Raw genomic sequence first — 24,788 nt, 5'->3', positions numbered from 1 at the left:
GGCAGGCCGCGCCGGTCTCCGTTGACTGGAAGCCATGAACAGCGTGCGGAACAAGGCGGTACTGGCCGCGACCGGAATCGCGGCACTGGCCACGGTCGCGTCGTGCGGGCTCGGCTCCTCGATCGAGGAGAAGTCGAACGGCCACGTGAAGACGGTTTCCTACGACACCGGAAAACAGGGCAAGGCCAACCCGGACGCCCGGCTTCCGTCGTGGGTGCCCGACGACGCGAAGTCGGTCACCGAGCTGATCCGCACCACCGGTTCGGAACGGATCCTGCGCTACCAGCCAGGTCCGTCCGGGCTGCCGCCCCTGTGCAAGCCAGGAAAAGCCGAGGCGAAAGCTCCGACGCTCGCCGCGGATTGGTGGCCCGCGGGCGAGCACAAGCGGATGGACAAGGATTGCGGCGGCTGGCACGTCGCGGTCGAGAACGACGGCGTGTACGCGTATCAGGCCGAAACGGTGGCCAACGCGGACAAATAACAGTGGCCGCCCCGGAAAACCGGGGCGGCCACTGTCTGTCCTCTGTGGTCAGTTGGCGGGCGGGGTCAGCTTCAGCACCGTCGCGGTGGCTTGCCCGCGCGGGGTGCGGTAGCTGATTTCCTCGCCTGCCTTCGCCTTCGACAGCGCGATGCCGAGCGGGCTGTCCGAGGTGATCGCGTCCGCGTCCTCGCCGGGAAGGGTCACCACGGTGAACTCTTCCTCGTCACCGTCGGAAAAACGCAGCGAAACGCGCGTGCCGTCCGGAAGCAGCGAGCTGTCGTACGCGCCGTGCTCCAGCTTCGCGGTGACGTCGGCGATCTGCCGGTCCAGTCGCGCCGCTGCCTCGGCGCGGTCGATCACGTCCGCCTGATCGGCGGCGTCCCCCGTGCGTTCCTGCTCGCCCGGCTGCGGCGATAGCGCCTCCCGTTGCGCACGCAGGTCCGCGATTTCCTTTTCCAGCTGACGGCGCGCCGCCTCGCTGAGCCCCTTGTCCCCTGAGATCACCATGCCGGGCATTGTCCGCTGCGCGGACCGGGGTGGCCAATCCGGTTTTTCACCCGCCGGAAGACGTTGGGACGACTGGCCTAGGATTCAGGGCTGCCGTCCTGACAAACGTAACGAGGATCACCGTGAGCGCCGTTCCCGGCCGCAGCACCCAGCTGTCGCCCAACCAATTGCAGAAGCAGGAACAGATCGTCGAAGCGGCTCGCAAGGTCCTCGCCCGCGAAGGACTCGGCGGCTGCACGGTACGCGCGATCGCGGAGGCCGGACCGCTCACCAAGAGCGCGATCCACTACTACTTCGCCGACATCGACGTGCTCATCGACCGGGCGATGGCCGCGCACATCAACACTTTCGCCGCGGACCTGCGCACGGTCGCGGACAAGCACTCCGACCCGCGCAAACGGCTTTTCGCGGTGACCGAGGCCTACCTCGCCGAGTTCGCCGACCATCCGCGCGGCGCGTTCCTCTGGTTCGAGTACTGGATCGCCGCCGGACGGGCGCAGCATCCGCAGGCGATCGACGCCATGCTCACCTCGATCACCGAACTGCTCGTCGAACTTCTCGTCCCGCTCGACGTCGACGACCCGCGCGCCCGCGCCCGCTCGCTGCTGAGCTACTTGCTCGGCGCGGTGGTGCAGCAACGCGTCCGGCCGCGGTCGTCCGCGAGCCTGCGCGGCGACATCGAGGCGCTCTGCTTCGCCGGATACCGCTGACGCCGCTTAGGCTCCCGGCATGCCTTTGTTCTCCTTGGACGGCGTCAGCCCGCAGGTTCACCCGGACGCCTGGATCGCCCCCACCGCCACCCTGATCGGCAACGTGACCGTCGAGAAGGACGCTTCCGTTTGGTACGGCGCGGTGATCCGCGCGGACTTCGGCCCGATCATCATCCGCGAGGGCGCGAACATCCAGGACAACTCGGTGATCCACTCCGGACCCGAGACGACCGAGGTCGGCCGCAACGTGACCGTCGGGCACCAGTGCCTCGTGCACGACTGCACGGTCGGCGAGCAGGCCTTGATCGGCAACGGGTCGACGGTGCTCGACCGCGCGGTGATCGGACCGCGCGCGTTCGTCGCCGCCGGGTCGACGGTCACGCCGGGCACCGAGGTCCCGGCGGAGACGATCGCGATGGGCAGCCCGGCGAAGAAGTTCGTGGAACTCACCGATTCCGCGCGGGTGTGGGTCGAGCACAACGCGGCGGTCTACCAGGAACTCGCGCGACGCCACCGCGGCGGCCTCGAGCAGGTCTGAGGCCCTTCCCGCGGACCGGACGCGGGCTGGCGCGGTGCACTAAACTTCGTCCCGCAGCAGCGACTGGCGCCATTCAAGAGGTGGAGCACCACCGGGGAGCGACGACGAGGCCGGCACCGCGCGCCTGGGTGAGGGCCACTGCAGAGCCGGAGTACGCCATGACACACCAGCCCGCCTTGTCCGCACTGTCCGCGGCGGATCCGCGGATCGCCGGTCTCGTCGAGGACGAGGCGAAGCGGCAGCACGACAAGATCCGCCTGATCGCGTCCGAGAACTACGTTTCGCAGGCGGTGCTCGAGGCCACCGGCAGCGTGCTCACCAACAAGTACTCCGAGGGCTACGCCGGCAAGCGCTACTACGAGGGCCAGCAGTTCATCGACCAGGTCGAGCAGGTGGCGATCGAGCGCGCGAAGGCGGTTTTCGGCGCTGACCACGCGAACGTCCAGCCGTACTCCGGCTCTCCGGCCAACCTCGCGGTGTACCTGGCGTTCGCCAAGCCGGGCGACACCGTGCTCGGCATGGCGCTGCCCGACGGCGGCCACCTCACGCACGGCTGGAGCGTGTCCGCCACCGGCAAGTGGTTCACGCCGGTCCGCTACGGCGTCCGCAAGGAAACCGGCCGCGTCGACCTCGACCAGGTCCGCGACCTCGCCCGCCAGCACCGGCCGAAGCTGATCTTCGCGGGCGGCACGGCCATTCCGCGCACCATCGACTTCCCGGCGTTCGCCGAGATCGCCCGCGAGGTCGACGCCGTGCTGGTCGCCGACATCGCGCACATCGCCGGCCTGATCGCGGGCGGCGCGCACCCGTCGCCGGTCGGCCACGCGCAGGTCATCACCACGACCACGCACAAGACGCTGCGCGGCCCGCGCGGCGCGATGATCCTTTCCGACGCCGACCACGCGAAGGCCGTCGACAAGGCGGTGTTCCCCGGCCTGCAGGGCGGCCCGCACAACCACACGACGGCCGCCATCGCGGTCGCGCTGGGGGAGGCGCAGCAGCCGTCGTTCTCCGACTACGCGCACACGATCGTGGCGAACGCCAAGGCACTGGCCGAAGCGCTGGTCGAGCGCGGCTACGACCTGGTGTCCGGCGGCACGGACAACCACCTGCTCTTGATCGACCTGACCAACAAGGCGGTGCCCGGCAAGCCCGCCGCGCAGGCCCTGGACCGGGCGGGCATCGAGCTGAACTACAACACCGTGCCGTTCGACCCGCGAAAGCCGTTCGACCCGTCCGGCATCCGGCTGGGCACGTCGGCGATCACCACGCGCGGGCTCAAGCCCGAGCACCAGGTGCAGGTCGCGGACTGGATCGACCGGACGGTGACCGCCGCGGCGGCGCAGCAGGACGGCGCGCTGGACGCGATCGCGGCGGAGATCCGCGAGTTCCTGCAGCCGTTCCCGATCCCGGGCTACACCGAGTGACGTCGTGAGTGGCGATCGCGGTTCTCACCGTGATCGCCACTCACGAGTTGTTAAGCCGGGCCGCCTGCCTGATCAAGTGCTCGCTCTCCGCCCGGTTCGGCGCCTTCCCCGCCGCTTCGCTGTACAGCCGCGCCGCCGTGACCAGGTCTCCGTCGCGTTCGTGCAGGTAGGCCGCCACCGCGAGGTACCGCGGCAGCTTGTCGTCCAATTCGGCGAGAGCTTTCAACCCGGCGCGAGGCCCGTCCGCCTCGCCGACCGCCACCGCCCGGTTCAGCCGGACGATCGGGCTGTCGGTCAGCGCGAGGAGCTCGTCGTACCACTCGACGATCTGCACCCAGTCGGTTTCCTCCGCCGCGAGAGCGTCGGCGTGCAGCGCGGCGATGGCGGCTTGGGCCTGGTATTCGCCGAGCTGGTCACGGGCCAGCGCCGCCTGCAGGATGTCGACGCCTTCGGCGATCAGCCGGGTGTCCCAAACACTCCGGTCCTGCTCGGCGAGCGGCACGAGGCTGCCGTCCGGCTTCGTCCGCGCGGCCCGGCGCGCGTGGTGCAGCAGCATCAACGCGAGCAGACCGGCCACTTCCGGATGATCGAAACCCGCCGCCAGCTGCCGGGTCAGCCGGATGGCTTCGGCGGCGAGGTCGAGTTCGCCGGAGTAGCCCTCGTTGAACACCAGATACAGCACGCGCAGCACGGTCGCGACATCACCGGGCGCGTCGAACCGAACGCCGGACACCGTCTTCTTGGCCCGGCTGATCCGTTGCGCCATAGTCGCTTCCGGCACCAGATACGCCTGCGCGATCTGTTTCGTGGTCAACCCGCCGACCGCGCGCAAGGTGAGCGCGACGGCCGACGACGGCGTCAAAGACGGGTGTGCGCACAGGAAATACAGCTGGAGCGAATCGTCCACTGCGGACGCCGGACCGGGCTGCGGCTCGGCGTCGATCGCCACTTCCCGGCCCCGGCGCGAGGATTCCGACCGCGTGGCGTCGAGGAACCGGCGCCACGCGGCGGCGATGAGCCACGCCTTCGGGTCGCGTGGCGGATCTTCCCGCCACGCGTCCAGCGCGCGGATCAACGCTTCCTGCACGGCATCCTCGGCCGACGCGAAATCCGCTCCGCGCCGGACGAGGATGCCGATCACCGCGGGCACGAGTTCCCGCAGCAACTCCTCGTTCATTCGGTCACCGAGGGCGTCACGCCGTAGAACGGGCGCAGTTCGAGCCATTCGTGGATCGGCTTGCCGTCCGCGCCGGGGGCCGCGGACAGCTCGCCGGCCAGTTCGACCGCGCGCTCGTAGCTGTCGACGTCGATGATCATCCAGCCCGCGATGACGTCCTTGGTCTCGGCGAACGGGCCGTCGGTGACCGGCGGGCGGCCCTCGCCGTCGTAGCGGACCCACGCCCCTTCCGGCGACAGCGCCTGCTCGCTGACGAACTCGCCGGTCTCCACGAGCCGGTCCGCGAAGTCGCGCATGTACTGGATGTGGGCGGTGACCTCCTCGGGCGTCCACTGGTCCATGGGGACGTTGTTCACCGAGGCCGGAGCGCCGCGGTAGTGCTTGAGCAGCAGGTACTTGGCCATTGTGGTTCTCCTCCGTGCTGGTGGCGGCTCGTTGCCGTCACGTTCGCGCCAGGGACGGAGCCGGTCTCGCGTTCTCGACATCCCCCGGCGAGAGATTAGCGTCACACGATATTTGGTTGATGAATGCAAGCTTTTCGGGAACAGTTGTGGCGAGCAAGTAGTTGAGGGATACAAGCAACTACCCCGGCACTGAGGGAGACCACCATGAGCGACACCGCCACCGCGGAAGGGGGCGCCACCACGAACGGACGGCTTTCACACCGGCAGATCCTCACGGTTCTGTCCGGACTGATGCTCGGCATGTTCCTGGCGGCCCTCGACCAGACCATCGTGTCCTCGGCGATGAAGACCATCGCCGACGAACTGCACGGCCAGAGCCTGCAGGCCTGGGCCACCACCGCCTACCTGATCACCGCGACGCTTTCCACGCCGCTGTACGGCAAGCTGTCCGACCTCTTCGGCCGCAAGCCGATGTACCTGACCGCGATCTCGCTGTTCCTCGCCGGTTCGCTGGCGAGCGCGATGGCCGGATCGATGTACGAACTGGCCGCGTTCCGCGCGTTCCAAGGCCTCGGCGCCGGCGGTCTGATGTCGCTCGCGCTGGCGATCATCACCGACATCACTTCGCCGCGGGAACGCAGCCGCTACCAGGGCTACTTCATGGCCGTCTTCGGCGTTTCGAGCGTCGCGGGCCCGGTCGTCGGCGGGTTCTTCGCCGGACTCGACTCGTTCGCTGGCCTCACCGGCTGGCGCTGGGTGTTCATGGTGAACGTCCCGATCGCGCTCGCCGCGCTGGTCGTGGTGAGCAAGGTGCTGAACCTCCCGCACACCCGCGTCGACCAGAAGGTCGACTTCCTCGGAGCCGGCGCGCTGACGCTGGGCCTCGTGCCGCTGCTGCTCGTCGCCGAGCAGGGCCGCGAATGGGGATGGGGTTCGCCCGCGTCGCTGGCGATGTACCTGGTCGGCGCGCTCGGCGTGGTGCTGTTCATCCTGCAGGAACGCCGGATGGGCGACGCCGCCCTGCTGCCGCTGCGGCTGTTCGGAAACGGGGTGTTCCGGGTGTCGACGCTGGTCACCGTGATCCAGGGCATCGGGATGTTCGGCGCGATGATGTCGCTGCCGCTGTACCTGCAGATCGTGAAGGGCGCGACGCCGACCCAGGCCGGGCTGCAGATGCTGCCGCTCACCCTCGGGATCATGGTCGCGAGCCTCGGCAGCGGGCGGATCATCGCCCGCACCGGCCGGTACAAGGGCTTCGCGGTCGCCGGACTCGGCCTGATGGCCGCGGCGGTGTACTCGTTCTCGATGATCGGCGTGGACACCGCGCTCGGCGTGGTCATGGCCATCGCGTTCGTGCTCGGACTCGGCCTCGGCTCGACCATGCAGACGCTGACCCTGGCCGCCACGAACGACGTCTCGCCCCGCGACATCGGCGTCGCGACCTCGTCGGTCACGTTCTTCCGGCAGATCGGCGGCACGGCGGGCACCGCGGTGTTCCTGTCGATCCTGTTCAGCACGGTCGGCGACCGGATCGCGGCGGCGGTGCGCTCGGCGATGGCCTCCCCGGCCTACACCGCGGCGCTGGCGCAGCACCCGGAGTTCGCCCGGCAGCTGGCGGGCGGCGGCCTCGACGTGAACGACACCTCGTTCCTGTCGAAGCTCGACCCGGTACTCGCCCGGCCGATCCTGGAAGGGTTCTCCAGCTCGATGAGCACGGTGTTCCTGATCGGCGGCGCGGTGCTGACCGTCGGGTTCGCGCTGGTCTGGCTGCTGCGGGAGAAGCCGCTCTCGGACAAGTCGGCGATGGAGCAGCGCGCTGAGCAGGAAGCGGGCGAACTGGCCCTCGCGGGCTGAGCGGGAAGTAAAAAAGGGCCGTCCACCAGGCAGGTGGACGGCCCTTTTTCAGATGGCTCAGTGGTGCTCTTCGCCGTTGATCTCTTCCTTGGCGAGGCGGTCCTTCTCGCGCTCGTACGAGCGGGCAATCTCGGACTCGGCCTCGGCGCGGCTCACCCAGGACGAACCCTCGACGCTCTTGCCCGGCTCCAGGTCCTTGTAGACCTCGAAGAAGTGCTGGATCTCGAGCTTGTGGAACTCGTTCAGGTGGTGGATGTCGCGCAGGTGCTCGAGGCGCGGGTCGTTCGTCGGGACGGCGAGGACCTTGTCGTCCGGGCCCTTCTCGTCGGTCATCCGGAACATGCCGATCGCGCGGCAGCGGATCAGGCAGCCGGGGAACGTCGGCTCCTGGACCAGCACGAGCACGTCCAGCGGGTCGCCGTCCTGGCCGAGCGTGTCGTCGATGAAGCCGTAGTCGGCCGGGTACTGGGTCGCGGTGAACAGGGTCCGGTCGAGCTTGATCCGACCGGTCTTGTGATCGACCTCGTACTTGTTGCGCTCCCCCTTGGGGATTTCGATCGTGACGTCGAATTCCACGGCCGTCCTCGCTGCTTCTTGAATCTCGGTGTCCCACGCGCTCGTGGGCGGCAACCTAATGACCTCGTTGACGTCACTAGTGTGGACTACGCCCCGTCGGCGGGTCGCGCCGATGTCGGCCAGACGGCATGTGACCTTGGCCCCTCCGGGGGCGGGTGAGAAGGAGTGGTGGGTGCCGGAAAACGACCAGCCGAGGTGGCCCACGGGCGACGAGGACACCTCGTCCCAGGCGGACCGGGCGACCTCCCGCCTCCCCCTGCCCAAGCGCGACGCGGGAGCCACCGCGCAGCTTTCCGTGCCGAACGTCACACCGGGAGACGGGCCGGGATCGTGGTTCCGGCCGAACGTCCCGCCCGAGGAGGTCCCCGGGCTCAACGCGCCCTCGGACGCCCCCGCCGCGCCGCCGGAACCGCCCCGATCGAATCTCGCGGACCGGATGAGCGGCACGTCCGTGCCCACGCCGTCTGGTCGCGCTGAGGAGCCGAAACCGCAGGCCCCGTGGGTGCCGGTGGAGGGGCCGACCCGGTTCGTGGCCGGGGTGCCGCGGCCGGGGGACAACGCTGGTCGCCCGGATGCCGAGGCGACGGTGCAGTCTTCGACGGTCGATTCCGCCGAAGGGGCCGCGGAGAAGACTTTCCAGGTTTCGCAGCAGCAGTCGAGGCCCTCGGCGGAGGGGGCCGCGGAGCGGACGGTGCGGGCGCAGTCGAACGTTTCGCCTGGTCAGCAGGATTCTTCACCCGCTTGGCAGGCCGCGCGGAAGCCGGGGAACTCGCTGTTCGAGCCCGCCGGGTCTGGTTCTGGAGCTTCGGGGGACGGGCAGGGGTGGAATCCGTTCCAGTCCGGCCAGTCGGGTCAGTCGGGCCAATCGGGTCAGGCTGCTGGGACGGGCGAGCCCGCGGGCAAGCCGGGGCAGTTCGCCGCGTTCCGGGACGAAACGCCGGGAGCGGGCGACAACAACCAGGGCTGGGCGGCGTTCCGCCCGATCGTCGCGCGGGACGAGCAGGGGGAGGAGCCGCCCAAGGAGGGCTGGACCGCCTTCCGCAACGACTCCGGCTCCGGCGAATCCGGTGCCTCCGGCCAGTCCGGCCAGGCACAGTCCGGCCGAACCAGAGAGGAACCGCAGGAGAACCGGACCGGCTTCCGAGGCGAATCCGGCCCGATCCCAGGGTCCGCCGCCGCTCGGCTCAATCCGGGCCAGCCTGGCCAAGCCGGGAACCAGTCCCAGGAAAGCTGGGCTGCCAACCCAGGCCAGTCCGGCCAAGCCGGGAGCGAGTCCCGGGAAAACTGGGTCGCCAGCTCCAACCAAGGCCAGTCCAGCCGTGCTGGAGACGAGTCGCAGGCAGGCCGGAACGAGTCCGGATCCGAACCCTGGTCGCAGCAGATCGAAATCCCCGTCCGCCCCGGGCTGCCCGAACCGCAGCCGGGCACCGTCCCGCCCGCGGGTGCCAGTCACGTGCGGCCGATGCGGATCGACCCGGCTGGCGGTCAGTTCCCGGCTGAGGCGACCGTCGGGATCCCGAGGCCGCCCGAGGGCTTCCTGAACCAGGGGCCGTCGGAGGCGACTGTCGGCATTCCCGCGCAGGCCGAAGGTTTCTCCGAACGCCCAGGTCCGGAGCAGATTCCGCCGCGCAACGCTGCGGAGCAGTATCCGCCGGAGCCGCCTGCCGGTGCCGGGCCGATCCCGCCCGCGGACGACGCGCCTCGGCCTGAGGGGAAGAAGCCGCGCCGGAAGGCGTTGATCCTGGCGCTCGTCGTGCTGCTTCTGCTGGCCGCCGCGGGTGGTGCGTCGGCCGTGCCCGCCGTGTCCAACCGGCTTGGGTTGCCGTGGGCGCCGAACGCGCCGAAGGGCAGCGAGCCCGATCCCTCAGACGCCAGCCTCGCGCTGCACGGCCCGGACACCTCCGCACAGGGACCGTCCGCGAACGGGGTCGCCTCGAAGCTGTCCGGTCCCGCCGGTGCGGCAGCACTTTCCCAGCTCAGCGGCAGTGTGATCGACCCGGCCAGCGGCACCGTGCTGTGGGACCACGCGTCGAACACCCCGCTGACCCCGGCGTCGACCACGAAGATCCTCACCGTCTCCGCGGCACTGCTCGCGATGGAGCCGACGAAGCGGATCTCCACCAAGATCGTCCAGGGCGCGCAGCCGGGCACGGTCGTCATCGTCGGCGGCGGCGACCCGTCGCTGACCGCGTTGCCGGTCGGCACCGATTCGCCGCTCTACCCGGGTGCCGCGCACGTCGACGACCTCGTCAACCAGGCCAAGAAGGCCGGCGGCGACATCAAGAAGGTGCAGCTCGACGCCAGTGCCTTCAGCGGTCCGAACACCGCGCCGGGCTGGGAGCCGGGCGACGCGCCTTCGCTGTACGGCGCGCCGATCGTCCCGGCCATGACCGACGGCGGACGCGGCAACCCGAAGGTCGACGAGACCATGCGCTCGGGCAACCCGGGGACCGCGCTCACCCAGCTCGTCGCGGAGAAGCTCGGCGCGAGCCCGGCCGGCGCCGCCAAGGCTCCGGACGGCGCGAAGGTGCTCGGCGAAGTCCAGTCGGCTCCGCTGCCGGACCTCGCGTACGCGCTGCTGCAGATCTCCGACAACGTGCTCGCCGATTCGCTCGGCCGCCAGGTCGCGATGGCCACCGGCGGGGAAGCGTCGTTCGCCGGCGCCGCCGCCGCGGTGAAGAAGGTGTTGGCGGACCACGGTTTCGACGTCAACGGGCTTCAGCTGTTCGACACGAGTGGACTGTCCAATCAGAACAAGGTGCCGGCCAGGCTGCTGGCGCAGGTGCTCGCCGCGGCGGCCGGTCCGGACGGCAAGGACCCGAACACGCCGAAGCTGCGTCCGCTGCTGGCCGGTCTTCCGGTCGCGGGCAGCCCGGAAGGCACGCTGCACGGTCGCTACCACTCGGGCGAAACCCAGGGCGGCAAGGGCTGGGTGCGGGCCAAGACCGGCACGCTCACCGGCGTGAACACCCTCGCCGGGTATGTGCTCGACAGCGACAACCGCGTGCTCGCCTTCGCGTTCATGTCCAACGGCTCGGAGAAGAACTCCGGGCAGGCGGCGCTCGACGTGCTGGCGACGGCCTTGCGGGGCTGCGGGTGCAAGTAGCCCGCACTGAGCCGACTCGCTGAACCCGCACGGCTGAGCTGCCCACAATTCCGGACCGGAAGGTAGCGTCGGAGGGGTGAGCCAGGAAACCGAGACCCGACGGCGGCCCATGGTCGACTGGGACCGGGCAGCCGCCACCGGCGCGCTGCTGGTGCGCGGCGGCCCGCAGGTCGCCCGAGGCGAGGCCGACCGCGCGGTGGTCGACCTGCGGGAGCTGACCGCCGAGGCGGAGGGGCACGTCCGCGAGCTGACCGGCCTCGGCCTCGACCTGCCGCTGCTGCCCGGCACCGTGGTGGACCGGCCCGGCTGGGTGCGGTCCGCGGCGTCCGGTCTCGGCGTGCTCACCGGTCGCGCGCTGCCCGCGGCGCAAGGCGGCCCGCTCGGCCCGATCCTGGCGTCCGGCGCTGGCGTGCAGACCGGGCTGCTGCTCGCGTTCCTGGCGTCCCGCGTGCTCGGCCAGTACGACCCGTTCGGCGGCGAGGAGAACAAGGGCGAACTGCTGCTCGTCGCGCCGAACGTGGTGGCCGCCGAGCGCGCGCTGAAGGTCCCCGCGCGCGATTTCCGACTGTGGGTCTGCCTGCACGAATGCACGCACCGGCTGCAGTTCACCGCGGTGCCGTGGCTGCGCGACTACTTCGCCGACGAGGTCGAGCGGCTCGTGTCCGGGCTCGCGGAGAGTTCCACCGACGGGCTGGCCGAGCTGGTCGGCAGGCTGCCCGACGCGCTGCGCAACCGCGGCAAGGGCGGCGGCATCGCGGAGCTGCTGCAGTCGCCGAAGGAGCGTTCGGTTTTCGACCGGCTGCTGGCGTTGTCCACGCTGCTGGAGGGCCACGCGGACTACGTAATGGACGCGGTCGGTCCGCAGGTCGTGCCCAGCGTCGAACAGATTCGCGCGCGATTCACCGCGCGTCGTCAGGGCGGCGGGCTTTTCGACCGGCTGCTGCGTGCGGTCCTCGGTCTCGACGCGAAGATCCGCCAGTACGAGGAAGGCGCGAAGTTCACGCGGCACGTGGTCGACGCGGTCGGGATGGACGGGTTCAACAAGGTCTGGCGCTCGCCGAACACGTTGCCGACTCGCGCCGAGATCGCCGACCCCGCGGCCTGGGTGCGGCGACTGCACGGGTGAGCGCGCTCGCCGCGGTCCGGACAGCGGTCCGCGATTTCCTCGCGACGGTCGCTGTTCCGAGCGAAGTGTGCGTCGCGGTGTCGGGCGGCGCGGACTCCTTAGCGCTCGCTGAAGCGACGGCGTACGTCCTTCGGCACCGAGACGTCCGTACGCGGGCTCTCGTCGTCGACCATGGCCTTCAGGCCGATTCAGCCGCCGTTGCCGCCGAAGCAGCGACAGTCGCGAAGGGCGTCGGCATCGACGTCGTCGAGGTGCACGCTGTGCACGTCGTGGGCAAAGGCGGTCCCGAAGCAGCCGCGCGCGCCGCGAGGTACCACGCGCTGCGCGAAGCGTTGCCAAACGGCGAAGGGCTCGTGCTGCTCGGCCACACCCAAGACGACCAAGCCGAGACGGTGCTGCTCGGGCTAGGCCGTGGCTCCGGACCGCGCTCGCTGGCCGGCATGCGTCCGCACGATCCGCCGTGGGGCCGTCCGCTGCTCGGCATCACTCGCGCGCAAACCGTTGCGGCGTGCGCAGAACTCGGCCTAGAGCCGTGGCAAGACCCGCACAACGCCGATCCACGCTTCACCCGCGTACGGCTGCGTACGGAAGCACTGCCGCTGCTGGAGGACGTCCTGTCGGGTGGAGTCGCTCCAGCTTTAGCCCGTACGGCCGCACAGCTGCGCGAAGACACCGAGGCGTTGGACACACTCGCCGCGCGCGTGCACGAGCGCGCGGCCCGCGAAGACGACCTCGACGTAGCCGTGCTGGCAGCCGAGCCCGCTGCGCTGCGCAGACGGGTTCTCCGCAGGTGGCTGCTGAACTCCGGGGTTCGCGAGCTCACCGACGCGCACCTGCGTTCGGTCGACGCGCTCGTTGCCCGCTGGCGGGGTCAGGGCGGGGTGTGGCTGCCAGGCAACTTGGAGGCTCGACGGCGGCGTGGCAGGCTTTCGGTTGCCGGACCCGAACCCACCACCCGAGGGGAATGACCCGTGTACGAGGGCGAGATCGCCTCCGTGCTCATCACCGAGCAGCAGATCAAAGACAAGATCGCGGAGCTGGCGGCGAAGATCGCCGCCGACCACCCGGAGAACGGCCAGGGCGACCTCCTCCTGGTCGGCGTCCTCAAGGGCGCCGTCATGTTCATGACCGACTTCGCGCGGGCGCTTCCGGTGCCGACGCAGCTGGAGTTCATGGCCGTGTCGTCCTACGGGTCGTCGACCTCGTCGTCGGGGGTGGTGCGGATCTTGAAGGACCTCGACCGCGACATCGCCGGCCGCGACGTCCTGATCGTCGAGGACATCGTCGACTCCGGGCTCACCCTGTCCTGGCTGCTGAAGAACCTGGCGAGCCGGAACCCGGCCTCGCTCGAGGTCGTCTCGCTGCTGCGCAAGCCGGAAGCCGTGAAGGTCGAGGTGCCGGTCAAATACATCGGCTTCGACATCCCCAACGAGTTCGTCGTCGGCTACGGCCTCGACTACGCCGAGCGCTACCGCGACCTGCCCTACATCGGCACGCTCGATCCGCACGTCTACACGTCCGGATAGTCCGGTTCAGCACGGTTCACGGTAATACTTCCGGGTGCGGAACCCGGAAGCCCGAAATCGCGTCATAGGGCTCGACCAGGTGCGTTAACCTATGCGAAGACCTATTGCCATGCGGACGAGTGACACCAGCCGACGGGCTGGTCCTCGCGCGGGGGAACGGAGAGAGGGCAGATGGGCAACAACAGCTCGGCGGATGCCGCGGCGTTCAAGAACGCCGCTGTCAACGGCCAGGTCGGAATCGACCCGGATGCCGCGCAGACCGTGCTGAAGAAGATCCGGACCGGGCGCGACGCGGTCGAAGCTCTCCTGAACAGCGCGGGCACGCTCGCGCAGCCGCCGAAGCTCGGCGCGAACCCGGTCGGCAAGGCGATGGCGACGAAGTTCGTGCAGCGCGCCGACGGCGGCGGCGACTCCTACTCGTCCGCGCTGCAGAACCTGCTCAGCCAGTACCAGGCGGCGGAGGAAGGCATCGTCGCGGCGATGGCCCGCTACCACGAGATCGACCAGTCCGCCGGCGACCCGTTCCGCAACAAGGCCTGACGTCCTAGGGGGATCACGCAGTCATGGCACCGAACACCACCACCTCGGCCCCGGACGGATCGGGCTACAACACCTCCGGCTACGGCACGTCGTCCTCGGTCCCCGCGCCCGGCTCCGCCGTCGCGATGGGCTCGAACTCGGCGGCCAACGACATCGTCGCCTCCGCGCGCAGCAGCTCCGGCGGCTTCGAGATCGGCGGCGACCGCGCCATCGGCAACCCGCCGAACTGGCAGTCGCAGGAAAGCCACCAGCTCTACGTCGGCGCGACCACGGACAACGACCCGGGCACCGCCGAGTCGACCGGGCAGCACTGGACCAAGCACGGCACCGAGCTGAAGCAGGCGTCCGACGACCTGTACACCGCGATCAGCGAACTGGGCAACGTCTGGGTCGGCCACGGTGCGGCGGGTGCGCAGGGCGCGCTCGTGGCGATCGCCAACTCGGGCACGCAGGCCTCCGACGCCGCGCACACGATGGCCGACAAGCTCGCCCGGCAGGCCGCCGCGGCCGCTGAGGTCAAGAAGATGCCGGCCCCGCGCGACTACGACCCGAAGCAGGCCATGACGGCCGCGCTCGCGGGCGGCCCGGCCGCGATGGCCGCGGACCAGAAGGCGCAGGCGGACGCCGCGAACGACGTCAAGGCGCAGCAGGTCGCGTTCTTCAACGCCTACACCCAGGCGATGAGCGAGGTCGACGGCTCGACCCCGAGCTTCGGCCCGGATTCGCTCGGCATGAAGCCGACCGCGAACCACTTCAACGGCAACTCGTTCAACAACGTCAACAACATCGGCCACACCGACGGCCCGGGCGCGCTCGGTTCCCCGGCCAACTTCGGCACGGTCGGCGCGCACGGCGCGGCCGGCGGCGCGGGGGTCGCCGGGCACGGCGCTCCGGCGCACGTCTCGGCCGACTCGGGCAAGTACGGCACCTCCGGTCTCGAGGGCGGCGCGCTCGCCGGCGGCACCGGCGTGGGCACGGGCGTTGGCGCCGGTTCCGGCGTCGGCGCGGCCCCGGTCGCTCCGGCCGCCCCCGCGAGCACGGGCGGCAGCGGCCTCGGTTCCGCGCTCGGCCTCGGCGCCATCGGCGCCGGCGCCGGGCTCGCCGGCGGCAAGCTCGGCGAGGGCAACCGCAGCGGTTCGCGCAAGGAGGAGGAAGGCAAGACCTCCGCCGCGTCCGAGCACCAGAACGGACAGAGCGCCGCGTCGGCGGCTCCGCAGCAGCAGGGCGTGGTCCCGGCGGGCGGCACCATCGGCCAGTCCCAGGGCGGCATGAGCCCGATGGGCGGCGGCATGGGCGGTGCGGGCGCGCACGGCGCCGGCCAAGAGGACGAGGAGCACACGCACGCCTCGTTCCTCATCGAGCCGGACCCGGACGACGCGTTCGGGGCCAACGAGGCCACCCCGCCGCCGGTCATCGGCGCGTGGTCGGACGACGACAACTGACGCAGTGCTCGCGGGCGCGTGACCGGAGTGGTCACGCGCCCGCGAGCGTTCGCAAACACTCGGGGTAGGGGGTTGGTCGATGCCGAACGCGGAGCTGCTCGCGCCGATCGAGGTGGACTTCCTGTGGGAGTCGGCCGGGATGGGCGAGCTGCCGTATCCGCTGCGGATCCGTTCGCACGGCGCGACGATGGACGAGCGCTCGGCGCTGCGCACGCGCACGCTCGGCGCGCTCGCCGACCGGGGGCTCGCCGATGATCGCGGCAGGCCCGCTCCGCACGTCGAGGACTACTTCGGCATCCTCGCCTCGCCGGACGTCAGCCTCGACACCGTCCAGCTGCTCGACCCGAACGGCGAACCGCTGCTCGCGGTCGCGGGCAGCGCCAACGGCGACGGCCTGTTCGCCGTGCAGGACCAGCGCGGGCTGCACCTGCACCCGTGCGCGCCGGACGGCCTGGCCACGGCGATCATCTCGCTGCTGCCGGGCGCTCCGCGCGGCAGCGAGAAGTCGATCACCGTGCCGCTGGAGCAGCTGGTCGGCGCGTCCGGAGTGGACTTCATGCAGCGGCGCGGCAACCAGGTGGACGCCTCCGGCCGCGCGAGCGTGGACGAGGACCGCAAGGCTCTCGCCCGGCTGCACGCCCAGCAGCGCCTGCGCGGCGGCCAGATCGGCGCGAACGCCCGCAACCGGCTCGGCGGACGCAGCCGGTCGACGGTGCTGAGCTGGTTCGACACCGAAACCGGGCGGTATTTCACGCAAGCCAGCCAGGGCCACGACGGACGCGACTGGATCACCATCGCCCCCGCCGACCCGGCGACGCTGCGGCACCGGCTCGGCGAAATGCTCGCCGGGGTGGCCGACCAGGCCAGCGCGGGCGCGTTCTGACCCGCTCTGACCCGCTCTGCCTGACCCGCGCTGACCGGCTCGGCCCCCACTCGACTGAAACCGCCCCAATGTGGCATTGGGTGCATCTGACGCAACCAACGCCACATTCGGTGCGCGGGATGCACCGAACGCCACATTGGGTGCGTGGGACGCACCGAACGCCACTTTGGGTGCGTGGGACGCACCGAACGCCACTTTGGGTGCGCGGGATGCACCGAACGCCACTTTGGGGCAACTGACGCACCCAATGTGGCGTTGAGCCGCTTGAAGACTGCCGATCCGGCGCTACGCTGGGCCGGAAATCGTTGACCGGAGGGTGAGCAGCACCGGATGCACCAAGAGTTCTTCTCGCCGCTGGCATTCGACTTCCTGTGGGAGTCGGTGGAGCTGGGCGAGCTGCCCTACCCGCTGCGCGTGCGCTCGCACGGGGCGACCGAGGACGAGCGCGTGTCGCTGCGGCACCGGGTCGACACCGAGCTGAAGGCCCGCGGCATCCGCGATTCCCGGGGCAGGGTCGAGCCGGACGTCGAGGACTGGCTGACGCTGCTCGCGCGCGCCCCGCACTCCATCGACGCGCTGCACATCCCGCAGTTCGAGGCGCATCCGGTCGCGCTGCTCGCCGCGGGCGACGAGCGCACCGGCGTGGTCGCGATCCAGGACGCGGACGGCATCTGGCTGCGCGAGATCCAGCCGGACGCACTGGTGTCCACGATCGTCGAGCTGCTGCCCGGCGGCCCGCGCGGAAGTGAGGCGTCGGTCACTCTTCCGCTGGACGAGGCGTTGCACACCCAGCCGATCCGGGTGCCGGTCGCCGCGGGCGGCGGGCAGTCCGAGGAGAAGGGCGGACGGCGGGCGAAGCGCCAGTCGCTCAGCGAGCGCGCCACCGTCGACCCGCGCGAGACCTACGGGCTCATCGCGGGCCAGCCGCGGCTGCGCGGAGGTCAGCTCGCAGCGAACAGCCGATCCCAGCTGGGACACCGGCAGCGGTCCCGGGTGCTCGGCTGGTTCGACACCGCCACCGGACGGTATTTGAGCTTGTCGAGGGCGGGTTCGGACGGCCGCGAATGGGTCACCGTCGCCCCGGCGGACCCGGCGACGCTGCGGAGCAGGCTGGGTGAAATGGTGGCTTCAGTGGCGGTCGACACCCGGTAGCCGGGTGACGTGTCGTCCCGGAACGGGAACCCTCGCGCGGGATTGGCCGTTGACCTGCGAGAGGCTCGCCAGGCTTCCCCGCCCGCCCGGACGGTACCCTGGTGGGACGGGTGCCCTGCGGCGCCCACGGGTTGTCAAGATCGCGATGGCGGGTATCACAGGAGCCGCCCAACCAGGGAGGGTCGAGGCCGCAAGGGCCGAGTCGTATGAACCGGAAGAGCGTGCTCAGGAACCCACTGCTGTGGATCGTCGCGGGGTTGCTGGCGTTGTTCGCCTACAACACGATCTTCGACAGCGATCGTGGCTACACCCAGGCTCCTATTTCGACGGCGATGAACCAGGTCGCCCAGAACCACATCAAGGAAGCCAGCCTCGAAGACAAGGAGCAGCAGCTCAAACTGCAGCTCACGCAGAAGATCGACGTCGACGGCCAGCAGACTGACCAGATCATCGCGCAGTTCCCCGCGAACGCCACGCACGAGATCTACGACAAGCTGATCGCCGCGCAGAACGGCGGCCAGCCGGTCAAGTTCACCACCAAGGTCACCCAGCAGAGCCTGCTGACCCAGATCCTGATCTTCGCGATCCCGCTGGCGCTGGTGCTCGGCCTGCTGATGTGGATGATGAACAACGCGCAGGGCGGCGGGAACCGCGTCCTGAACTTCGGCAAGTCGAAGGCGAAGCAGCTCAACAAGGACATGCCGAAGACGACCTTCGGCGACGTCGCGGGCGCTGACGAAGCGGTCGAAGAGCTGTACGAGATCAAGGACTTCCTGCAGAACCCGGCGCGCTACCAGGCGCTCGGTGCGAAGATCCCCAAGGGCGTGCTGCTCTACGGGCCGCCCGGCACCGGCAAGACGCTGCTCGCGCGAGCTGTCGCGGGCGAGGCGGGCGTGCCATTCTACACGATCTCCGGTTCGGACTTCGTCGAGATGTTCGTCGGTGTCGGCGCGTCGCGGGTTCGCGACCTGTTCGAGCAGGCGAAGCAGAACGCGCCGTGCATCATCTTCGTGGACGAGATCGACGCGGTCGGCCGCCAGCGCGGCGCCGGCCTCGGCGGCGGCCACGACGAGCGCGAGCAGACGCTGAACCAGCTGCTGGTCGAGATGGACGGCTTCGACGCCCGCGGCGGCATCATCCTGATCGCGGCCACCAACCGGCCGGACATCCTCGACCCGGCGCTGCTGCGCCCCGGCCGGTTCGACCGGCAGATCCCGGTGTCCGCGCCGGACCTGCTCGGCCGCAAGGCGATTCTCGAGGTGCACGCCAAGGGCAAGCCGATCGCGCAGGGCACCGACCTGACCGGGCTGGCCAAGCGCACCGTCGGCATGTCCGGTGCGGACCTGGCCAACGTGCTGAACGAAGCCGCGCTGCTCACCGCCCGCGAGAACGGGCACGTGATCACCGACGTCGCGCTCGAGGAATCGGTCGACCGCGTGGTCGGCGGTCCGGCGCGCAAGAGCCGGATCATCTCCGAGAAGGAGAAGAAGATCACCGCCTACCACGAGGGCGGGCACGCGCTCGCCGCGTGGGCGATGCCGGACATCGAACCGGTCTACAAGCTGACGATCCTGCCTCGCGGCCGCACCGGCGGGCACGCGCTGCTGGTGCCGGAGGACGACAAGCAGCTGATGACCCGGTCGGAAATGATCGGCAGGCTGGTCTTCGCGATGGGCGGCCGCACGGCCGAGGAGCTCGTCTTCCACGAGCCCACCACCGGTGCTTCTTCGGACATCGAGCAGGCGACGAAGATCGCCCGCGCGATGGTCACCGAATACGGCATGAGCGCTCGGCTGGGCGCGGTCAAGTACGGCCAGGAGCAGGGCGACCCGTTCCTCGGCCGGTCCGCCGGCCGCCAGGCCGACTACTCGCTCGAGGTGGCGCACGAGATCGACGAGGAGGTGCGCAAGCTCATCGAGACCGCGCACACCGAGGCGTGGCACGTGCTCAACACCTACCGCGACGTGCTCGACAACCTGGTCATGGAGCTGCTGGAGAAGGAAACGCTGCAGCGCAAGGACCTCGAGCGGATCTTCGCGACCGTCGAGAAGCGCCCGCACATCACCGTCTTCAACGAGTTCGGCGAGCGCACGCCGTCGGACAAGCCGCCGATCAAGACCCCGGGCGAGCTGGCGATGGAGCGCGGCGAGCCGTGGCCGCCGCCTGCTCCGGAGAAGGAAAAGCCCGCTCTGCAGCCCGCGCCGACCCCGGTCGGCACGGCCCCGGGCGCGGGCGAGCTGCCCGGCGGTCCGCCGTACCAGGCTCCGGACCCGAACGCGAACCCGTACGCCCCGCCCGCCAACGGCGGCCGTCCGGTCGGCGGGCCGAACGGCACCGGCCGCTGGGGCCAGCCGTATGGTGGTCAGCAGCAGCCGGGCGGTCCGGCAGGCGGCGGCTACCAGCCCGGTGGCCCTGGCGGTGCGCAGAGCGGACCGCCGAACTACGGGGCGCCTCCGGGCTGGACCCCGGCGACGTCCCCGGGCGGCCAGCAGCCGTGGCGCCCCGCCGAAGACCGTCCGCGTGAGCAGGGCTGGTTCGCCGACGGCGCGAACGGCCAGCAGCCGGACGAGGGGCAGCATCGGCGTGACGTCGACGGAACAGACAAGCAGTAAAGACGGCATCCGCCCGGTCTTCGATGCCGACCGGGCGGAGCGCGCCGTTCGCGAGCTGCTGCTCGCCTGCGGCGAAGACCCGGATCGGGACGGTCTCCAGGACACCCCGGCCCGGGTCGCTCGCGCTTACCAGGAGATGTTCGCCGGCCTCTACACCGATCCGGACGAGGTGCTGGCGAAGACGTTCGACGAATCGCACGAGGAGCTCGTGCTCGTCACGGACATCCCGATGTATTCGACATGCGTGCCGAGCAGGCAGACTGTCAACACGGTCGCTGGAGCCAAACGGGCCATGGAGGTCGAGACGGGCGATCGGCTTTGGACGCTTGTCGGCGGCAACGTCGAAGAAACGACGGTCACCCAGGTCAGCTCTCACAAGACCCGTGAACTGGTCGAAGTCACTACGTCGGCGGGCAGCTTCCGCGTGACGCCAGATCATCCGCTGGCGACTCCGGAGGGCTGGAAGGAAGCGAAGGACGTCGAAGGGACGTTCATCGAGTGGACTTCGGCGCGGAAGCTCTGTCGCAACCGCTGGAAGCCGACCCTCGGTTACGACTTCGGGTATGTGATCGGTGCGGTCTGTTCTGATGGGACGGTCTCTGACCGTTATGTCTCGCTGGTCGTCAACGACCGCGACTTCGCAAAGAAGTTCGCCGAAGGTCTGTACCGCGCGTTCGGGATCCAGGCGAAACTCGAACCGGTCAGCCGTCCGTCTGGCTATCTCGGTCGCCCGGCACCCGGCTTCCGGGTACGGGTCGTGTCGTCGTATCTGGCAGACCTCTTGCGCCAGTACGTCGGCGGCGATGCCCATCACCAGCGGCAGCGTTTCCCGATGGTCGTATTGAATGACGTGTCGACGTTCAACGGCTTCTTGGACGGCTATATCGACGGCGACGGGTGCGCCGCCAAGGGGCATCCCGGGCGCTTCGCCACCAGCGCGAATATCCCGTTCCTAGAGGACTTGGCGACGGTGATCGGGGCGCGATTCACGCCACGCAAAGCACCCGCCTCGGCTTTGTACGTCGCTGACAGCTGGATGCGACGGCACGGTTTCCCTCAGGGTGACTACGCCACGGATCTGATCGAGTCCGAGTACGTCGAAGTGGTGTCAGTGAAGCCAGTGACGGCCAGTGGGGCGAAGCCTTACACCGTGTATAGCTTCAAATGCGAGCCGCATCCGACCTTCCTGATCGGCGGGCATTTGACGCACAACTGTGAACACCATTTACTCAGCTTCCACGGCGTAGCCCACGTCGGCTACATCCCGAACGGCGAGGGCAAGGTCACCGGGCTGTCGAAGCTCGCCCGGCTGGTCGATCTCTACGCTCGCCGCCCGCAGGTGCAGGAGCGGCTCACCTCGCAGATCGCCGACGCGCTCGTGCGGAGGCTGGAGCCGCGCGGCGTGATCGTGGTCGTCGAGGCGGAGCATTTGTGCATGTCGGTGCGCGGGATCCGCAAGCCGGGTTCGCGCACGACCACGTCGGCGGTGCGCGGGATGCTGCGGTCGTCGGCGACGTCGCGCGCCGAGGCGATCGAGCTGATCCGGGGGCGCCGGTGATCCCCCGGCCGGGGCGGTGCGCCGTGATGGGCGTGCTGAACGTGACACCGGATTCGTTCTCCGACGGCGGCCGGTACCTCGATCTCGACCAGGCGCTGGAGCACGCGCGCGAGATGTGGGCGCGCGGCGCGGACCTGATCGACGTCGGTGGCGAGTCGACGCGGCCCGGTGCCTCGCGGGTCGACGCGGAGACCGAGGCCGCGCGCATCCTGCCGGTGATCCGGCAGCTGGCTTCCGAAGGCGTCGTGCTGTCGGTCGACACCACGCGGGCCGCGGTCGCCGAAGCCGCGGTGGCGGCCGGCGCGAAGGTGATCAACGACGTGTCCGGCGGGCTCGCCGATCCGGCGATGGGACGGGTCGCGGCGGAGACCAAGGCGCCGTGGGTGTTGATGCACTGGCGCGGGCACAGCAAGGACATGAACGCGTTGGCCACGTACGCCGACGTCGTCGCCGAAGTGCGCGGCGAGCTGCTGGAGCGGGTCGACGAGGCGATCGCGGCCGGGGTTTCCGAGAGCGAGATCGTGCTCGACCCCGGTCTGGGGTTCGCGAAGCACGCCGAGCACGATTGGGCGTTGCTGCACGGGCTGAATTCGTTGCTGGACTTGGGTTTCCCGGTTTTGGTGGGTGCTTCGCGCAAGCGTTTCCTCGGCCGGCTGCTGTCCGGAAAGGACGGAGTGCCGAGGCCGCCGGACGGCCGCGAGGTCGCCACCGCGTCGATCTCGGCGCTGGCCGCCGCGGCCGGCGCTTGGGGGGTGCGGGTGCACGAGGTGGGGGCCTCATTGGACGCCGTGGCGGTGGCCGCGGCCTGGCAGCAAGGACGGGCCGATGGCTGACCGCATCACGCTCACCGGGTTGCGCGTGTTCGGCCGACATGGCGTCTTCGAGCACGAGAAGCGCGACGGGCAGGAATTCGGCATCGACATCGTCGCGTGGCTCGACCTCGGGCCGGCCGCGGCGTCGGACGACTTGACCAAGACGCTGCATTACGGCGAGTTGGCCGAGCTGGCGGCGGGGATCGTCGCCGGGGAGCCGTACGACCTGATCGAGAGTGTCGCCGGGAAGATCGCCGACGAGGTCATGCGCGACGACCGGCTGACCGCCGTCGAGGTCACCGTGCACAAGCCGTCCGCGCCGATCCCGCTGACCTTCGACGACGTCGCGGTGACCGTCCGGCGGGAGCGGTGAGCCGCGCGGTCCTGTCACTGGGCTCCAATCTCGGCGACCGGCTCGGCTATCTGCGCAGCGCGGTCGACGCGGTGCGCCCGGCGCTCGTCGCGGTGTCCGGGGTGTACGAGACGAAAGCGTGGGGCGTCGAGGACCAGCCGGATTTCCTGAACGCGCTGTGCATCGTCGACGACCCGGCGCGCGACCACTGGGCGTGGCTGCGCGCCGGGCAGGCTGCCGAACAGGCGGCGGGCCGGGTGCGCGAACTGCGCTGGGGCCCGCGCACGCTGGATGTCGACATAGTGACAGTGCAGGGCGTGCTCTCCGACGATCCGGAGCTGCTCCTGCCGCACCCCGGGACCCCGGACCGGGCGAGCGTGCTGATCCCGTGGCTCGAGATCGACCCGGACGCCGAGGTCCCCGGGCACGGCCGGGCCGCCGACCTGCTCGCCCGGCTGCCGGAAGCCGACCGGGCGGGCGTCGTCCTGCGGCCCGACCTCACCCTGGCCTAGTCCAGGGCCACCCGCTTACGAAGCCCGCAGCGCCGCCAGCAGGAACTGAATCTCGTCCTGCCTGCTCGGGATGGCGGGCCAGCCGTTGATCGTCGCGAGCAACTGCCAGTACCGCTCGGCGCGCGGATCCGCCCCGACAGCGATTCCGTCGGCCATCTTGTAACGGACCGCCGGCTCGGCCGGGTCCTGGCCGGGCAGCGCCGAGGCGGTCGCGATCGCGTCCGCCAGCGCCCGTCCGGCCGGGGAGTCCGGCGCGTGGCCCGCGTCGAGCGCGGACCGGGCGTCGGCCATCCAGGCCTCCCAGTTTTCCTGCTGGGCCTTCGTCGGCTGCTCGTACTCGCCCGCTTCCCGCGTGGCCGAATGCCGCTCGCTCATCGTGCGGATGGACTGCCGGAACTCGGGGTCCCGCACGAGTTCGGCGAACTCGATCCAGGCCTCCAGCTGTTCTGGCGCCGGATCATCCGGAAGATCCGGTTTCGCCGATTGCATTCGCGCGTAGAACTCGGGATCGACATCGAGCCCCTCCATCATTTCGGACCAGAACTCGTCCACCAAACGGCGGCGTTCCTCGTCCGGCATTTGGGCGATGCGATTCATCAGTTTCACTTCCTCCAGCTCGGAATCCCGTTTCAGCACCGCGCGCAATACCGCGCGGCGCAGCCGCAACCGCCGGATCTGCTCGTCCAGAGCGTCGACGTGGCTCGTCGCCAGGTCGCGCACCGTCGTCTCGCGCGCCAGGGCGCGGGACACGTCAGGCAGGCCGATGCCCAGCTCGCGCAGCGTCCGGACCAGCTCCAGCCGGGCGAGCGCGTGCGCGTCGTACAGCCGGTAGCCGGCTCCGGTCCGCTGCGTGGGCGGGAGCAGGCCCTCGTCGGAGTAGAACCGGATGGTCTTCACCGGCAGCCCGGTGCGCCGGGACAGTTCGCCGATCGTGAAGACCGTGGTGGCAGGCATGTCAGGCATCGTGGAGTCTCCAGTCGCTGGAGAGTCAAGCCTGCCAGAACGGGCTCGGTACGGTGGAGTCATGCACTTCACGCGGTCCCGGGACCTGGTCGTGGCCGCGGTCCTCGGCCTCGCCGTGGTCTACGTGCTGTTCCAGGCCGCTTACGGCGATCTGCCGCAGCTGCCGTTGCTCGCCGGGGTGACCTTCGCGGTGCTCGCGATCGCCGAGGCCGGTTTGGCGTGGTCGATCCGGTCGCGGATCAAGTCCGGCCGGGTGCACGGCGACGCGGTCGGGATCGCGCGGGCGGTCGCGCTGGCGAAGGCGTCTTCGCTGGCCGGGGCGTTTCTGGGCGGCGGCTGGATCGCCGCGTTCGGCTATGTTTTCCCGCGACGTGACGAACTCGTTGCCGCGGTCTCCGACAGCAAGTCGGCTGTCGTCGGGGCGGTGTCGTCGGCGCTGCTCGTAGCTGCCGGTTTGTGGCTCGAGCACTGCTGCCGGACGCCGCCGGAGGACCGTCGGTCCCCGACCGGTTAACGCGTCGATGGCGCCG

General features: G+C 70.1%; 23 protein-coding genes and 2 pseudogenes. 20 read left to right on the top strand and 5 right to left on the bottom strand.

The annotated features are described in order from the left end of the window. Positions 1-34: 34 nt before the first annotated feature. A complete protein-coding gene (locus ABD156_RS02355) occupies positions 35-481 on the top strand; it encodes a hypothetical protein (RefSeq protein ID WP_344265575.1) in 447 nt (148 codons plus the stop codon). 48 nt (positions 482-529) lie between these two features. Here ABD156_RS02355 and ABD156_RS02350 read toward each other — a convergent pair whose 3' ends face one another. After that, positions 530-988: a GreA/GreB family elongation factor gene (locus tag ABD156_RS02350; protein ID WP_344265572.1), complete on the bottom strand. Its 459-nt coding sequence runs from the start codon at positions 986-988 to the stop codon at positions 530-532. Positions 989-1,110: 122 nt separating this feature from the next. On the opposite strand from ABD156_RS02350, the gene ABD156_RS02345 reads away from it, so the two are divergent. The 3 genes from ABD156_RS02345 (at position 1,111) to ABD156_RS02335 (ending at position 3,663) form a co-directional block, all read left to right on the top strand. After that, complete coding sequence (locus ABD156_RS02345; RefSeq protein ID WP_344265569.1) at positions 1,111-1,698, top strand: TetR/AcrR family transcriptional regulator; 588 nt, start codon at positions 1,111-1,113, stop codon at positions 1,696-1,698. 19 nt (positions 1,699-1,717) lie between these two features. Next, complete coding sequence (locus tag ABD156_RS02340; protein WP_344265566.1) at positions 1,718-2,236, top strand: gamma carbonic anhydrase family protein; 519 nt, start codon at positions 1,718-1,720, stop codon at positions 2,234-2,236. A gap of 158 nt (positions 2,237-2,394) precedes the next feature. Continuing rightward, positions 2,395-3,663: a serine hydroxymethyltransferase gene (locus ABD156_RS02335; protein ID WP_344265563.1), complete on the top strand. Its 1,269-nt coding sequence runs from the start codon at positions 2,395-2,397 to the stop codon at positions 3,661-3,663. Between the two features lie 40 nt (positions 3,664-3,703). Here ABD156_RS02335 and ABD156_RS02330 read toward each other — a convergent pair whose 3' ends face one another. Then, a complete protein-coding gene (locus tag ABD156_RS02330) occupies positions 3,704-4,840 on the bottom strand; it encodes an RNA polymerase sigma factor (RefSeq protein ID WP_344265561.1) in 1,137 nt (378 codons plus the stop codon). Further along, positions 4,837-5,244 (bottom strand): YciI family protein, encoded by a 408-nt coding sequence (locus tag ABD156_RS02325; protein WP_344265559.1) that lies wholly within the window; start codon positions 5,242-5,244, stop codon positions 4,837-4,839. The genes ABD156_RS02330 and ABD156_RS02325 overlap by 4 nt, the downstream gene beginning before the upstream one ends. Before the next feature lie 204 nt (positions 5,245-5,448). On the opposite strand from ABD156_RS02325, the gene ABD156_RS02320 reads away from it, so the two are divergent. After that, positions 5,449-7,098 (top strand): MDR family MFS transporter, encoded by a 1,650-nt coding sequence (locus ABD156_RS02320; protein ID WP_344265556.1) that lies wholly within the window; start codon positions 5,449-5,451, stop codon positions 7,096-7,098. 57 nt (positions 7,099-7,155) lie between these two features. On the opposite strand, the gene ABD156_RS02315 is transcribed toward ABD156_RS02320, so the two are convergent. Continuing rightward, a complete protein-coding gene (locus ABD156_RS02315) occupies positions 7,156-7,674 on the bottom strand; it encodes an inorganic diphosphatase (RefSeq protein ID WP_009084318.1) in 519 nt (172 codons plus the stop codon). A 172-nt stretch (positions 7,675-7,846) separates the two neighbouring features. Between ABD156_RS02315 and dacB the strand changes: the two genes are divergently transcribed. From dacB to folK, 14 genes and pseudogenes are all read left to right on the top strand, one after another. After that, positions 7,847-10,780: a D-alanyl-D-alanine carboxypeptidase/D-alanyl-D-alanine endopeptidase gene (gene dacB, locus ABD156_RS02310; protein ID WP_344265549.1), complete on the top strand. Its 2,934-nt coding sequence runs from the start codon at positions 7,847-7,849 to the stop codon at positions 10,778-10,780. Positions 10,781-10,889: 109 nt separating this feature from the next. After that, complete coding sequence (locus tag ABD156_RS02305; protein ID WP_344266689.1) at positions 10,890-11,906, top strand: zinc-dependent metalloprotease; 1,017 nt, start codon at positions 10,890-10,892, stop codon at positions 11,904-11,906. Continuing rightward, complete coding sequence (tilS, locus tag ABD156_RS02300; protein ID WP_344265546.1) at positions 11,903-12,874, top strand: tRNA lysidine(34) synthetase TilS; 972 nt, start codon at positions 11,903-11,905, stop codon at positions 12,872-12,874. The genes ABD156_RS02305 and tilS overlap by 4 nt, the downstream gene beginning before the upstream one ends. A gap of 3 nt (positions 12,875-12,877) precedes the next feature. Further along, complete coding sequence (gene hpt, locus ABD156_RS02295; RefSeq protein WP_037369179.1) at positions 12,878-13,432, top strand: hypoxanthine phosphoribosyltransferase; 555 nt, start codon at positions 12,878-12,880, stop codon at positions 13,430-13,432. 171 nt (positions 13,433-13,603) lie between these two features. Next, on the top strand, positions 13,604-13,972 hold the full coding sequence (locus ABD156_RS02290; protein ID WP_344265538.1) for a hypothetical protein: 369 nt from the start codon (positions 13,604-13,606) through the stop codon (positions 13,970-13,972). 23 nt (positions 13,973-13,995) lie between these two features. Continuing rightward, the gene (locus ABD156_RS02285; RefSeq protein ID WP_377926754.1) at positions 13,996-15,414 is read left to right on the top strand and encodes a hypothetical protein; all 1,419 of its coding nucleotides are present in this window, start codon (positions 13,996-13,998) and stop codon (positions 15,412-15,414) included. Positions 15,415-15,493: 79 nt separating this feature from the next. Further along, entirely contained in the window at positions 15,494-16,297 is an 804-nt protein-coding gene (locus ABD156_RS02280) for an ESX secretion-associated protein EspG (protein WP_344265535.1), read from the top strand. 330 nt (positions 16,298-16,627) lie between these two features. Then, on the top strand, positions 16,628-17,449 hold the full coding sequence (locus ABD156_RS02275) for an ESX secretion-associated protein EspG (RefSeq protein WP_344265532.1): 822 nt from the start codon (positions 16,628-16,630) through the stop codon (positions 17,447-17,449). Between the two features lie 206 nt (positions 17,450-17,655). After that, complete coding sequence (gene ftsH / locus ABD156_RS02270; RefSeq protein WP_344265529.1) at positions 17,656-20,061, top strand: ATP-dependent zinc metalloprotease FtsH; 2,406 nt, start codon at positions 17,656-17,658, stop codon at positions 20,059-20,061. Further along, positions 20,033-20,305 (top strand): annotated as a pseudogene (locus ABD156_RS02265) (GTP cyclohydrolase I); the annotation flags it as partial. The gene ftsH and the pseudogene ABD156_RS02265, both read left to right, overlap by 29 nt. A 969-nt stretch (positions 20,306-21,274) precedes the next feature. Next, positions 21,275-21,619, top strand: a pseudogene (gene folE / locus ABD156_RS02260) (GTP cyclohydrolase I); the annotation flags it as partial. A 26-nt stretch (positions 21,620-21,645) separates the two neighbouring features. Then, positions 21,646-22,452, top strand: coding sequence for a dihydropteroate synthase (folP, locus tag ABD156_RS02255; protein WP_344265526.1), 807 nt, complete (start codon positions 21,646-21,648; stop codon positions 22,450-22,452). Next, on the top strand, positions 22,445-22,804 hold the full coding sequence (gene folB / locus ABD156_RS02250) for a dihydroneopterin aldolase (protein WP_344265523.1): 360 nt from the start codon (positions 22,445-22,447) through the stop codon (positions 22,802-22,804). The genes folP and folB overlap by 8 nt, the downstream gene beginning before the upstream one ends. Next, positions 22,801-23,295 carry a 2-amino-4-hydroxy-6-hydroxymethyldihydropteridine diphosphokinase gene (gene folK / locus ABD156_RS02245; RefSeq protein ID WP_344265520.1) on the top strand — a complete coding sequence of 165 codons (495 nt, stop codon included), beginning with the start codon at positions 22,801-22,803 and terminating at the stop codon, positions 23,293-23,295. Before folB ends, folK begins: the two co-directional genes overlap by 4 nt. Before the next feature lie 15 nt (positions 23,296-23,310). Here folK and ABD156_RS02240 read toward each other — a convergent pair whose 3' ends face one another. Further along, positions 23,311-24,249: a helix-turn-helix domain-containing protein gene (locus ABD156_RS02240; protein ID WP_377926750.1), complete on the bottom strand. Its 939-nt coding sequence runs from the start codon at positions 24,247-24,249 to the stop codon at positions 23,311-23,313. Between the two features lie 70 nt (positions 24,250-24,319). On the opposite strand from ABD156_RS02240, the gene ABD156_RS02235 reads away from it, so the two are divergent. Further along, on the top strand, positions 24,320-24,772 hold the full coding sequence (locus ABD156_RS02235) for a DUF3180 domain-containing protein (RefSeq protein ID WP_344265514.1): 453 nt from the start codon (positions 24,320-24,322) through the stop codon (positions 24,770-24,772). Positions 24,773-24,788 lie beyond the last annotated feature (16 nt).

The organism is Amycolatopsis albidoflavus (assembly GCF_039525725.1).
Taxonomy (GTDB): Bacteria; Actinomycetota; Actinomycetes; order Mycobacteriales; family Pseudonocardiaceae; genus Amycolatopsis; species Amycolatopsis albidoflava.
Note: the sequence above shows the minus strand (reverse complement) of the source record. Positions and strands in the feature narration are given on the sequence as shown.